Genomic DNA, 11,992 nt, shown 5'->3' with positions numbered 1-11,992 from the left:
GGGACGCCGGCAGTCTTATAAACCGCTCAGTTTACGGTCACGCGCCCATTCTTCCGGGGTATAAGCCTTGATAGACAGGGCGTGGATTCGATTGTCGGCGATGTATTCCATCAGCGGGGCGTAAACGGTCTGCTGTTTTTTCACGCGGCTCATGCCATCAAACATCGCACCAACGACTATGGCCTGAAAATGACTGCCATCGCCAGTAATGTGGGCTTCGTCCAGTGCCAATGCATTCATCAGCACGTCTTTAATTTCACTTGTTTCCATAGGGATCTATTCTTCTGAGAATCATAACAGCCCGATATCTTATAGGGATCGGCGCAATTCTTAAACCACGAAAAAGCCCCTGACGAAGAGTTTCGCACAGGGGCTTTGGGGACATTCAGGCGGTGATCCGTCTCCCGCGGCCTAACTCACGGGAACTGCTGACATATTTACTCAACAGCGCAGGCCGTGGTGTCAGACGGAATGATGTCCTGAAGGTTATACAATGCAATCAGTGTACGCAGACGGTCGGTGATCCCCGCGATGGTCAGCGACGTTCCCTGCTGGCTGGCTTCTTCGCGCAAATGCACCAGCAGCGCCAGCCCGGAAGAATCCACACGCGCCAGCCCGGACACATCCAGACAGGTCACGCCGGCCATCAGCGTTTTACGCACATCCCAGAATGCCACCAGCGTTTCGCGATCAAGTTCACCGTGCAACCTCAGTCGCGGCGGCTGCGATTCCCAGCGCAGGGCTTCACTCATTGTTGTTTATCCAGCGTGATCGGCTGAGCCGCCGCTTGTTTCAGACGGGCAGTCAGACCATCAATGCCTTTCTGACGCAGGATATCCGCCCATTCGTTCTGCTTGGTGGAAATCATGCTGACGCCTTCGGCAATCATGTCATACGCCTGCCACTCACCGGTGCGGCTGTTTTTACGCCACTGGAAATCCAGACGAACCGGCGGACGGCCATTCGGATCGGTAATGGTCACACGGATCGCAATGATGTCTTTACCGGCATAAGACTGCTCCGGTTGTACGGTATAGCTCTGGCCGTTGTACATCGCCAGCGCCTGACCGTAAGCCTGTTGCAGATAGTCAGAGAACGCGGCGAAATAGGCGTCGCGCTGTGCCGGCGTTGCCTGCTGGTAATAGCGACCTAACACCAGCGCACCGGCGTATTTGATTTGCACGTACGGCAGCAGTTCTTCGCGGACGATCTGACGCAGATAATTAGGATCCTGCTTAATCTTCGGCTGTTCGGTTTTGAGGCGGGTGAAGGTTTTGTTCGCCGCTTCATTCATCACGCTGTAAGGATTGGTTTTATCCACCGCGGCATTCGCCAGCGGAGCCATAACCACCAGCAGGGCAGCGATCATTAAACGTTTAAACATACTCATTTCCTCTTTTTTGGAGAATCCGTGATAGCAAATTCTTAATGGGCAGCCGGTTGGGGTGCCGTATTCGCGTCAGGCGCGGTATTCCCTTCCGGCGCAGCAGGCGCCGCAGTCGCATCCGGGTCAGCTTTGCCGTCGCCACTCTTGTAAAGGAACTGACCAATCAGGTCTTCAAGAACCAGCGCTGATTTGGTGTCCTGAATGACGCCACCCTCTTTAAGGATAGTCGTTCCCATGTCAGGGTCTTCAAATCCAATGTTCAGGGCCAGGAACTGTTCGCCCAATAAACCCGAGGTACGGATCGCCAGCGTACTGGTGCTCGGGATCTGGTTATACTTCTGGTCGATGTCCATTTCTACGCGTGGGGAATAGTTTTTATCCAGCGTGATGCTGCTGACGCGGCCGATCACTACGCCGCCGACTTTCACCGGAGAACCACTTTTCAGGCCGCCGATATTATCGAAGTCGGCAGAAATACGGTAAGTCGGATCAGAACCAATGGAACGGATATCCGCCACTTTCAGACACAGGAATAACACCGCGATCAATGCGATGATTAAAAACGCGCCTACCCAGATCTCACTCTTTTTCGTTTGCATGGTTTAATTTCCAAACATCAGTGCTGTCAGCACAAAATCCAATCCCAGCACCGCCAGTGACGAATGCACCACAGTACGTGTCGTTGCCCGGCTGATCCCTTCGGACGTCGGTATCGCATCATAGCCATTGAACAACGCAATCCAGGTCACAGTGATAGCGAAAACAAGGCTTTTTATCAGACAGTTAAGCAGGTCAGTCCGCCAGTCTACGGCAGTTTGCATCGCAGACCAGAAGAAACCGCTGTCGATCCCTTTCCAGTCCACGCCAACCAGCGAACCGCCCCAGATCCCGACGGCGACAAAAATCGCCGTCAGCAGAGGCATGGAAATCAGACCGGCCCAGAAACGCGGTGCCACAACGCGGCGCAGCGGATCGATTGCCATCATTTCCAGACTTGAGATTTGCTCGGTGGCTTTCATCAGCCCCAGTTCAGCGGTCAGCGCAGATCCCGCGCGACCGGCAAACAACAGTGCTGTGACCACCGGACCGAGTTCGCGCAGTAAAGAGAGCGCCACCATCATGCCCAGACTGGCTTCCGCACTGTAGGTGGTTAAAATCAGATAGCCCTGCAAGCCAAGCACCATGCCGATAAACAAACCGGACACCAGGATGATTAACAGGGAAAGCACGCCAACACTGTAGAGCTGCTTAACCAGCAGCGGCCATTGTTTGGCAAATTGCGGCTTACCGATCAATGCCCGGAAGAGCATCAGACCGGCACGGCCAAAAGACGCACAGGTATTTATCCCGCGACGTCCGACTGAGGCGAGTGCCTTAGTTAACATAAGCAGATAACTCCATCATCCGAGCAACTCGGTTTTGTAATCACCGGCCGGGAATCGGAAAGGCACCGGTCCGTCGGCAATACCGTCGAGGAACTGGCGAACCCGCGGATCAGGATTGTTTTGCAATGCCTCCGGCGTTCCTTCTGCAATCACCCGCTGCGCCGCCACAATATAGGCGTAATCCGCGATGCTCAGCACTTCAGGCACATCATGAGACACCACAATACAGGTCACGCCCAGCGCATGGTTCAGTTCGTCGATAAGTTTGACCAGCACGCCCATGGTGATGGGATCCTGTCCGACGAAAGGTTCATCGAACATGATCAGCTCCGGATCCAGCGCGATAGCCCGCGCCAGCGCCACACGACGCGCCATCCCGCCTGATAATTCGGCAGGCATCAGATCACCGGCACCGCGCAGACCGACCGCTTCCAGCTTCATGGTCACGGTGCTGCGCAATAACGCTTCTGGCAATTTACTGTGCTCACGCAGCGGAAATGCCACATTTTCGAACACAGTCAGGTCGGTAAACAAGGCACCGGACTGAAACAGCATGCTCATTTTTTTGCGCGATTCGTACAGTTTGCGGCGCGACAGCGTCGGAATGTTATCGCCGTCAAACCAGATTTCGCCGCTGTCCGGCGCAAGTTGCCCGCCGATCAGGCGCAGCAAGGTGGTTTTGCCGATCCCCGAAGGCCCCATAATGGCGGTAACCTTGCCCCGTGGCACTGTCATGTTTATCTCTTCGAAAATGGGACGATCGCCGCGCACGAAACTCATGCCTTTGATCTCTACCAGATTCGATTCGCTTTGACTCATTCAGTTTATCCCTTCGGAATGCTTTCGCTAAGAATACGTCTGACCCGCACCGGGAGTCGTATAACTTTGGTATTTTTACAAAAACTTACCCCGGTTTCGTTACCAAACTTGCCATCGATTTACTTTTCCACCACAGACGGTCAAAATCGACGAATTACCATGTTAAATTAAAAGCCTTCATCGTCTAACATACAGGAACCTGCTGACGGCGTCGTTTTCAGAGAAAATGTTGCTTCAGCTCATGTTGACGAAGGAATCGCCTGCCTGCAAAGGCAACGAACCTCGCATTATACCCAATAAAGGATGTTTCATGCTTCTCGCTATCGTACTGATGATTGTCGGCTTGTTACTGTTAGTTTACGCCGCCGATCGTCTGGTGTACGGAGCCGCAGTGTTGGCACGCTCAATGGGCATTCCTCCGCTGGTGATTGGCATGACCGTCGTCGGCGTCGGGATCTCCCTGCCGGAGCTGGTGGTGTCCACCACGGCCGCCATCAACGATCAGATGGATTTGGCCGTCGGAAACGCAATTGGTTCGAATATCATTAATATTCTTCTGATTTTGGGCGGTGCCGCCCTGATTCATCCACTTTCCGTTCGTTCTGATATATTACGCCGCGAACTCCCTCTATTGTTACTGGTCACTGCGCTGTGCGGTTTTCTGCTCAGCGACGGCGAACTCAGCCGCATTGATGGTGTGTTGCTGCTGGCCAGTGCCGCCGTGTTTATGATGCTGGTGATAAAAATCGCCCGCGCCGCCGAGAAAGAAGGACTGGATACGCTGACCTACGAGCAGATGTCCGAACTTCCGCAGGACAGCAGCAACACCGTGGCGTTTCTGTGGCTGGCGCTGGGCTTTATCATCATGCCGCTGGCGTCCGGGATGATTGTCGACAACAGTACAGTGATTGCCCGCTATTTCGGCGTCAGTGAACTGGTCATTGGTCTGACAGTCATTGCTATCGGCACCAGTTTGCCGGAACTGGCGACATTTATCGCCGGGGCGATTAAGGGTGAGGATGATATCGCGCTGGGCAATATCATCGGTGCCAATATTTTTAACACCTGCCTGGTGCTGGGATTACCCGCGCTGGTGGCACCCGGTTCGTTCAACCCGGACGCATTCCATCGCGATTACTGGGTGATGCTGGCGGTCAGTGTGGTGCTTTCCGGCCTGTGTCTGATGCGTAAACACCGTATCGGTCATTTAGCCGGTGCATTGTTGCTGTGTGGATTTATCGCCTATATGGCGCTGCTGTTCCTGCAACCGGACAGCATTGCCTTCTGAACTCTGTCAGGAACTGACTATGGCTAACTTTACCTTCGCCGCCGACTTTGATTTCCAGGCCGTCGGTCGCGATGTGCTGAAAACAGAACGTGAAGGACTTGAGCAGTTAGATCAATACATTAACGGTGATTTCACCCGCGCCTGCGAAAAAATCTTTGCCTGCACAGGCAAAGTCGTGGTGATGGGGATGGGCAAATCCGGGCATATCGGCCGCAAAATGGCCGCCACCTTTGCCAGCACCGGCACACCGGCATTCTTTGTCCATCCGGGCGAAGCCAGCCACGGCGATCTGGGCATGGTGTCGAAGCAGGATGTGGTGATTTTGATCTCCAACTCCGGCGAGGCCCATGAAATTCTGGGGCTGATCCCGGTCCTGAAGCGCCTGAACATCACGCTCATCTGCATGACGTCCAATCCGGAAAGCACGATGGGCAAAGCCGCTGATGTCCACCTTTGCGTGAAAGTGCCGAAAGAAGCCTGTCCGCTGGGTCTGGCACCGACCAGCAGCACGACGGCGGTACTGGTGATGGGCGATGCACTGGCGGTTGCGCTGCTGGAAGCCCGTGGCTTTACGCCGGAAGATTTCGCGCTGTCGCATCCGGGCGGAGCACTGGGTCGCAAGCTGTTGCTGCGTGTCAGCGATATTATGCACACCGGCGATGACATCCCGCATGTCACCCGCGACGCCTCCCTGCGGGATGCCCTTCTGGAAATCACCCGCAAAAACCTTGGTATGACGGTGATTTGCAATGATTTGATGAAAATCGAAGGCATCTTTACCGACGGGGATTTACGCCGCATCTTTGATATGGGCGTTAACATCAACACGGCATCGATTGCCGATGTGATGACCACCGGCGGTATCCGCGTCCGCCCTTCTCTTCTGGCGGTGGATGCACTGAATTTAATGCAGGAAAAACACATTACCTGCGTCATGGTCGCTGATGGTGACCAGTTGCTGGGTGTGTTACATATGCACGATATGCTGCGCGCTGGCGTAGTTTAATTGAGGAATGCCCTGAATGAGTAATAGCGCAGCCCTGGTGGACACCTGCTACGGCCCGGTCAGCACAGACGTGCTGGAGCGGGCGAAAGCGGTCCGCCTGCTGATTTGCGATGTGGACGGCGTCATGTCTGATGGCCTGATCTATATGGGAAATCAGGGAGAAGAGCTGAAAAGTTTTAACGTTCGCGACGGTTACGGTATCCGCTGCCTGCTGACATCTGACATTGAGGTCGCGATTATTACAGGCCGCAATGCAAAATTGCTGGAAGATCGCGCCAAAACCCTCGGCATACGCCACTTGTATCAGGGGCAATCGGATAAGCTTTTGGCCTTCCGCGAACTGTTAGATACACTGTCTTTACAGGCCAGCGAAGTGGCTTACATCGGTGATGACCTGATTGACTGGCCGGTGATGGCCGAAGTGGGCCTTTCTGTCGCGGTTCAGGATGCGCATCCTATCCTGTTGCCGAAAGCAGATTATGTGACCCGAATTGCGGGTGGACGCGGCGCAGTGCGTGAATTGTGTGATTTGATTCTGCTGGCGCAGGGTAAGCTGGAGGACGCCAAAGGGCTGTCGATATGAGTAAAACAAGACTTTGGGTTATTCTGGCTCTGACGGCCATTGTTCTGATACTGATTGGCTGGTCGCTGTCTGACAACAGCGATGATGCCCCGCAGGCCGTCAACGATCAGGATCCGACCTATCAGAGCGCCCACACCGTCACGATGGTGTATGACCCGCTGGGCAGCCTGACGTATAAACTGGTGTCAGATCAGGTAAAATATTACACCGCTGATCAGGTGACATGGTTTACCAATCCGGTAGCCACCATGTATGACAAGAACAAAGTCGCCACCTGGGTATTGCGTTCTGATAAAGCGAAACTGACTCAGGATAAGATGCTCTATCTTTACGGGCATGTGCAGGCCGACAGCCTGACCCCTGAAACATCACAGCTGCAAAGAATCAAAACGGACAATGCACGGGTTAACCTGACGACACAGGACGTTGCCTCAGACGATGAAGTAACGCTTTATGGCACAGGTTTTACATCTAATGGCATGAAAATGCGTGGTAATCTGCGTGATAAAACAGCAGAGCTGATCGAAAAGGTAACGACCTCTTATGAAATTCAAAGCAAAAAATAAATTCCGTGATCTCCTGATCGTCAGCTCATTGTTAGCCGTCAGCATTCCGGCCTTTGCATTAAAAGATGACACGACGAAGCCGATCACCATTGATTCGCAAAATCAGGCGCTGGATGTGAACACCAATACCGCGACCTTCACCGGCAACGTGGTGGTGAATCAGGGGACGATCCAGGTGAAAGCCGATAGAGTTGTCGTGATCCGCCCTCAGGGTGTTTCCGGTAAAGAAGTGGTGGAAGGTTACGGCAACCCGGTGACGTTCTATCAGATGCAGGACAACGGTAAACCGGTTAAAGGCCACGCCCAGAAAGTCCGCTACGAAGTGGAAAACGATCTGGTGACCCTGACCGGCAATGCTTACCTTGAACAGCTGGACAGCAATGTCAAAGGCGACCGCATCACCTATCTGGTGCAAAAACAGCAAATGGAAGCTTTTAGTGATAAAGGTAACCGTGTGACGACCGTACTGGTTCCTTCGCAGCTGCAACAGAAAACGCCTGCAGCAGGCGGCCAGCCGACCAAAAAGAGTAACTGATATTTTATGGCAAAATTAATCGCAGAGAATCTGGCCAAGGCATACAAAGGCCGCAAGGTCGTTGAAGATGTCAGCCTGATGGTCAACTCAGGTGAAATCGTCGGATTATTAGGGCCAAACGGTGCCGGTAAAACCACCACTTTTTACATGGTGGTGGGTATCGTTCAGCGCGATGCGGGGCGTATTGTCGTCGATGAAGAAGACATCAGCCTGCTTCCGCTGCATACCCGCGCCCGTCGCGGTATTGGCTACCTTCCGCAGGAAGCGTCCATTTTCCGTCGTCTCAGCGTGTTTGATAACCTGATGGCGGTGTTGCAGATCCGTGATGATCTGAACAAAGAACAGCGTAACGATCGCGCCAATGAACTGATGGAAGAGTTCCATATTTCTCATTTGCGCGATAACCTCGGTCAGTCACTGTCCGGGGGTGAACGCCGTCGTGTAGAAATTGCCCGTGCGCTGGCAGCGAACCCGAAATTCATCCTGCTGGATGAACCGTTCGCCGGGGTTGACCCGATTTCAGTTATCGACATCAAAAAAATCATTGAGCATTTACGTGACAGCGGCCTCGGCGTACTGATCACTGACCATAACGTGCGCGAAACACTCGATGTGTGTGAACGCGCGTATATCGTCAGTCAGGGGAAATTGATCGCCCACGGCACGCCAGCCGACATTCTTGCTGATGAACAAGTTAAACGTGTTTATCTTGGTGAAGAATTCCGTCTGTGATCTGTGCCGCCGGAACCGTGCCTGTTTCAACTTAAACTGAAACAGGCCGTCTCTGACAGAAGTGTTGCCGTTCTCACTCATCAACGGAATTAAGCCAAGATATGAAGCAAGGTTTGCAACTCAGACTCAGCCAACAACTGGCAATGACTCCTCAGTTACAACAGGCCATCCGCCTGTTGCAATTGTCCACGCTCGAGCTCCAGCAGGAGATCCAACTCGCGCTGGAGAGCAACCCTCTGCTGGAACAAACCGACCTTCATGATGAAATCGATGCGGTGGAAGCCACCGACAACGAAGGATTAGATACCCGCGAAGCCCTCGAGCAAAAAGACATGCCCGAAGAGCTGCCGCTGGATGCGACCTGGGATGAGATTTACACCGCAGGCACGCCGTCCGGTACCGGCAATGATTACAGCGACGACGAATTGCCGATTTACCAGGGCGAAACCACCCAGACCCTGCAGGATTACCTGATGTGGCAGGTGGAACTGACGCCGTTTTCCGATACCGATGCCGCGATTGCCACCTCCATCGTCGATGCGGTGGATGACACCGGTTACCTCACCGTTTCCCTTGAAGATATTCTTGAAAGCGTGGGTGACGAAAACATCACCATGGACGAAGTTGAAGCCGTGCTTAAGCGCGTTCAACGCTTTGACCCGGTGGGCGTGGCGGCGCGTGATCTGCGCGACTGTCTGCTGATCCAGCTTTCTCAATATGTTACTGACACCCCGTTTATCACCGAAGCCCGTCTGATCATCAGCGAACATCTCGATTTGCTGGCGAACCATGATTTCCGTGCACTTATGCGATCAACCCGGTTAAAAGAAGATACACTGAAAGGAGCGATGCTCCTGATCCAGTCTCTTGATCCGCGTCCGGGCCAGTCGATCAATACCGGTGAATCCGAATACGTGATCCCGGATGTGCTGGTGCGTAAAGTGTCAGGTGTCTGGACGGTCGAACTGAATTCCGACAGCATTCCGCGACTGAAGATTAACCAGCAGTACGCCGCAATGGGCAATTCCGCACGCAGCGACAGCGACGGCCAGTTTATCCGCAGCAATCTGCAGGAAGCCAAGTGGTTAATCAAAAGTCTGGAAAGCCGTAACGACACGCTGTTAAAAGTGACGCGCTGCATCGTTGAGCAGCAGCAGGCGTTCTTTGAACTGGGTGAAGAATTTATGAAACCTATGGTGCTGGCCGATATCGCCAGTGCCGTAGAAATGCACGAATCGACAATTTCACGTGTGACGACGCAGAAGTTCCTGCACAGTCCGCGTGGCATTTTCGAACTGAAGTATTTCTTCTCCAGCCATGTCAGTACAGACAGCGGCGGCGAGGCATCGTCAACCGCCATCCGGGCGCTGGTGAAGAAATTAATCGCAGCGGAGAATCCTGTAAAACCGCTCAGCGACAGTAAGTTAGCGACCCTGCTTTCCGATCAGGGGATCATGGTCGCACGACGGACCGTCGCCAAATACCGAGAGTCTTTGTCCATCCCGCCCTCAAACCAACGTAAACAGTTAGTTTGACCTCAACAGAGAAGGAAGACATTATGCAGCTCAACATTACCGGACATCACATTGAGATCACGGATCCCCTGAGAGAATTCATCACGTCGAAGCTGGCCAAGCTCGAGCAGTATTTCGACAGGATTAATCAGGTGTATGTGGTGTTGAGCGTGGAAAAGGTGCAAAAAGTTGCGGAAGCGACTTTGCATGTGAATGGAGGCGAATTACATGCCACCTCGGAACATCAGGATATGTACGCAGCGATTGACGGACTGGTTGATAAACTGGCCCGCCAGCTGAATAAACATAAAGACAAACTGAAACAGCACTGACATTCATGTAGCCAACCCTGTGCTACAAACCTTCGGGCATCGGCTTGTGACCTTCGGGAAACGAGCCGATATAGCTTTAAGGGTGAAACAGCGCAAAAGTGAAAGATGACATGATTAACGATACTGCAATGCAATTAACGTCGGTGCTCAATGCCGAATGCACCAAAAGTGGCGTTCATTGCGCCAGCAAGAAACGCGCACTGGAAATCATCAGCGAACTGGCCGCTAAGCAATTAAATTTATCGCCACAGGTGATTTTCGACGCCATTTTGACCCGTGAACGTATGGGCAGCACCGGGATCGGTGCCGGGATCGCCATCCCGCACGGAAAGCTGGAAGAAGATACTTTACGTGCCGTCGGGGTGTTCATTCAGCTGGAACAGCCGATCGCTTTTGACGCCATCGATAATCAGCCGGTAGATTTACTTTTTGCCTTGCTGGTTCCGGCAGATCAATGTAAAACCCACTTACACACCTTATCGTTAGTTGCTAAGAAATTGGCTGATAAAACAGTGTGTCGCCGTCTGCGCGGAGCGCAAAGCGACGAAGAACTGTTCCAGATAATGACTGAAAACGAATAGCGTCTGATCCCGGTTTTCGTGCCGGGAAAATGAATGCTGAACACTGAATGCCAGGGGAGTGACACCATGGTGCTGATGATTGTCAGCGGCCGTTCCGGTTCCGGGAAGTCGGTTGCCCTGAGGGCACTCGAAGACATGGGTTTTTACTGTGTGGACAACCTGCCGGTGGTGTTACTGCCGCAGCTCGCCCAGACCCTTGTTGAACGCAATACGTCTGCGGCCGTCAGCATTGACGTCCGTAACATGCCAGAAACACCGGAAGTTTATGAGCATGCGATGTCACAACTGCCGGAGAGCTTCTCACCGCAGCTGTTGTTCCTTGATGCTGACCGCAATACCCTGATCCGCCGCTACAGCGACACGCGTCGTCTGCACCCGCTTTCCAGCAAAAATTTATCCCTCGAAAGTGCCATTGATGAAGAAGCCGATCTGCTCGAACCGCTGCGTTCGTCGGCGGATCTGATCATCGACACCTCCGAAATGTCCGTACATGAGCTGGCAGAAATGCTGCGTACCCGCCTGCTGGGGAAACGCGAGCGCGAACTGACGATGGTGTTCGAGTCCTTCGGTTTCAAACACGGCATTCCGATTGATGCGGATTACGTCTTCGACGTGCGTTTCCTGCCGAACCCGCACTGGGATCCGAAACTGCGTCCGATGACCGGCCTTGATAAGCCGGTGGCGGCGTTCCTTGACCGTCATACCGAAGTACACAACTTTATCTACCAGACCCGAAGCTATCTCGAACAATGGCTGCCGATGCTGGAAACCAACAACCGCAGCTATCTGACCGTCGCCATTGGCTGTACCGGCGGTAAACACCGTTCGGTGTATATCGCAGAACAACTGGCCGACTATTTCCGTTCCCGTGGGAAGAATGTTCAGTCCCGCCATCGCACGCTGGAAAAACGCAAATGACGGTGAAACAAACGGTAGAAATCAAAAACCGGTTAGGCATGCATGCCCGTCCGGCGATGAAGTTGTTTGAACTGGTGCAGAGCTTTGAATCAGAAGTGATGCTGCGCAACGGCACAGGCATTGAAGCAGAAGCCAGCAGCGTGATTGCGCTGCTGATGCTCGATTCGCCGAAAGGTCAGCAGATTGAAATCGAGGCCACCGGCCCCGACGAAGAACAGGCACTGACGGCAGTGGTAAATCTGATCAATTCAGGATTTGACGAAGACTAATACGCCTCACTCCCGATGAGCTGACATCAGTCAGTGATTCGGGTGAACGCACGCCTCTAACGCCGCTGCGGCGTCAG

17 protein-coding genes are annotated in these 11,992 nt (G+C 53.3%); 11 read left to right on the top strand and 6 right to left on the bottom strand.

Annotated features, from left to right (window positions below; translation table 11 throughout):
- Positions 1–15: 15 nt before the first annotated feature.
- The 6 genes from ibaG to mlaF all read right to left on the bottom strand — a co-directional run bounded on the left by ibaG (position 16) and on the right by mlaF (position 3,591).
- Positions 16–270, bottom strand: a complete 255-nt coding sequence (ibaG, locus tag EYY67_RS14740; RefSeq protein ID WP_013577246.1) for a BolA family iron metabolism protein IbaG — start codon at positions 268–270, stop codon at positions 16–18.
- Between the two features lie 167 nt (positions 271–437).
- Positions 438–752, bottom strand: a complete 315-nt coding sequence (gene mlaB / locus EYY67_RS14735) for a lipid asymmetry maintenance protein MlaB (RefSeq protein ID WP_095924424.1) — start codon at positions 750–752, stop codon at positions 438–440.
- Positions 749–1,384 (bottom strand): phospholipid-binding protein MlaC, encoded by a 636-nt coding sequence (gene mlaC / locus EYY67_RS14730; RefSeq protein WP_095924423.1) that lies wholly within the window; start codon positions 1,382–1,384, stop codon positions 749–751. Before mlaC ends, mlaB begins: the two co-directional genes overlap by 4 nt.
- Before the next feature lie 41 nt (positions 1,385–1,425).
- Complete coding sequence (mlaD, locus tag EYY67_RS14725) at positions 1,426–1,986, bottom strand: outer membrane lipid asymmetry maintenance protein MlaD (RefSeq protein ID WP_095924422.1); 561 nt, start codon at positions 1,984–1,986, stop codon at positions 1,426–1,428.
- 3 nt (positions 1,987–1,989) lie between these two features.
- Positions 1,990–2,772, bottom strand: coding sequence for a lipid asymmetry maintenance ABC transporter permease subunit MlaE (mlaE, locus tag EYY67_RS14720; protein ID WP_095924421.1), 783 nt, complete (start codon positions 2,770–2,772; stop codon positions 1,990–1,992).
- Positions 2,773–2,787: 15 nt separating this feature from the next.
- Entirely contained in the window at positions 2,788–3,591 is an 804-nt protein-coding gene (gene mlaF, locus EYY67_RS14715; RefSeq protein WP_095924420.1) for a phospholipid ABC transporter ATP-binding protein MlaF, read from the bottom strand.
- A gap of 310 nt (positions 3,592–3,901) precedes the next feature.
- Between mlaF and EYY67_RS14710 the strand changes: the two genes are divergently transcribed.
- The 11 genes from EYY67_RS14710 to npr all read left to right on the top strand — a co-directional run bounded on the left by EYY67_RS14710 (position 3,902) and on the right by npr (position 11,915).
- A complete protein-coding gene (locus tag EYY67_RS14710; protein WP_095924419.1) occupies positions 3,902–4,879 on the top strand; it encodes a calcium/sodium antiporter in 978 nt (325 codons plus the stop codon).
- Between the two features lie 19 nt (positions 4,880–4,898).
- Positions 4,899–5,885, top strand: a complete 987-nt coding sequence (gene kdsD / locus EYY67_RS14705) for an arabinose-5-phosphate isomerase KdsD (RefSeq protein WP_095924418.1) — start codon at positions 4,899–4,901, stop codon at positions 5,883–5,885.
- A 16-nt stretch (positions 5,886–5,901) separates the two neighbouring features.
- On the top strand, positions 5,902–6,468 hold the full coding sequence (gene kdsC, locus EYY67_RS14700) for a 3-deoxy-manno-octulosonate-8-phosphatase KdsC (protein ID WP_095924417.1): 567 nt from the start codon (positions 5,902–5,904) through the stop codon (positions 6,466–6,468).
- On the top strand, positions 6,465–7,034 hold the full coding sequence (gene lptC, locus EYY67_RS14695) for an LPS export ABC transporter periplasmic protein LptC (protein ID WP_095924416.1): 570 nt from the start codon (positions 6,465–6,467) through the stop codon (positions 7,032–7,034). The genes kdsC and lptC overlap by 4 nt, the downstream gene beginning before the upstream one ends.
- A complete protein-coding gene (gene lptA / locus EYY67_RS14690) occupies positions 7,012–7,569 on the top strand; it encodes a lipopolysaccharide ABC transporter substrate-binding protein LptA (RefSeq protein ID WP_095924415.1) in 558 nt (185 codons plus the stop codon). The genes lptC and lptA overlap by 23 nt, the downstream gene beginning before the upstream one ends.
- A 6-nt stretch (positions 7,570–7,575) precedes the next feature.
- Complete coding sequence (gene lptB / locus EYY67_RS14685; RefSeq protein WP_095924414.1) at positions 7,576–8,301, top strand: LPS export ABC transporter ATP-binding protein; 726 nt, start codon at positions 7,576–7,578, stop codon at positions 8,299–8,301.
- A 101-nt stretch (positions 8,302–8,402) separates the two neighbouring features.
- The gene (rpoN, locus tag EYY67_RS14680; RefSeq protein WP_131693793.1) at positions 8,403–9,836 is read left to right on the top strand and encodes an RNA polymerase factor sigma-54; all 1,434 of its coding nucleotides are present in this window, start codon (positions 8,403–8,405) and stop codon (positions 9,834–9,836) included.
- Positions 9,837–9,859: 23 nt separating this feature from the next.
- Positions 9,860–10,147 carry a ribosome hibernation promoting factor gene (gene hpf, locus EYY67_RS14675; RefSeq protein WP_013577259.1) on the top strand — a complete coding sequence of 96 codons (288 nt, stop codon included), beginning with the start codon at positions 9,860–9,862 and terminating at the stop codon, positions 10,145–10,147.
- 98 nt (positions 10,148–10,245) lie between these two features.
- A complete protein-coding gene (gene ptsN / locus EYY67_RS14670; RefSeq protein ID WP_173362074.1) occupies positions 10,246–10,728 on the top strand; it encodes a PTS IIA-like nitrogen regulatory protein PtsN in 483 nt (160 codons plus the stop codon).
- Positions 10,729–10,794: 66 nt separating this feature from the next.
- Positions 10,795–11,646: an RNase adapter RapZ gene (gene rapZ, locus EYY67_RS14665; RefSeq protein ID WP_095925264.1), complete on the top strand. Its 852-nt coding sequence runs from the start codon at positions 10,795–10,797 to the stop codon at positions 11,644–11,646.
- Positions 11,643–11,915: a PTS phosphocarrier protein NPr gene (npr, locus tag EYY67_RS14660; RefSeq protein WP_056776243.1), complete on the top strand. Its 273-nt coding sequence runs from the start codon at positions 11,643–11,645 to the stop codon at positions 11,913–11,915. The genes rapZ and npr overlap by 4 nt, the downstream gene beginning before the upstream one ends.
- Positions 11,916–11,992: the final 77 nt, after the last annotated feature.

The sequence above is a fragment of the Rahnella victoriana genome (genome assembly GCF_004330295.1).
GTDB classification, from domain to species: Bacteria; Pseudomonadota; Gammaproteobacteria; order Enterobacterales; family Enterobacteriaceae; genus Rahnella; species Rahnella victoriana.
Note: the sequence above shows the minus strand (reverse complement) of the source record. Positions and strands in the feature narration are given on the sequence as shown.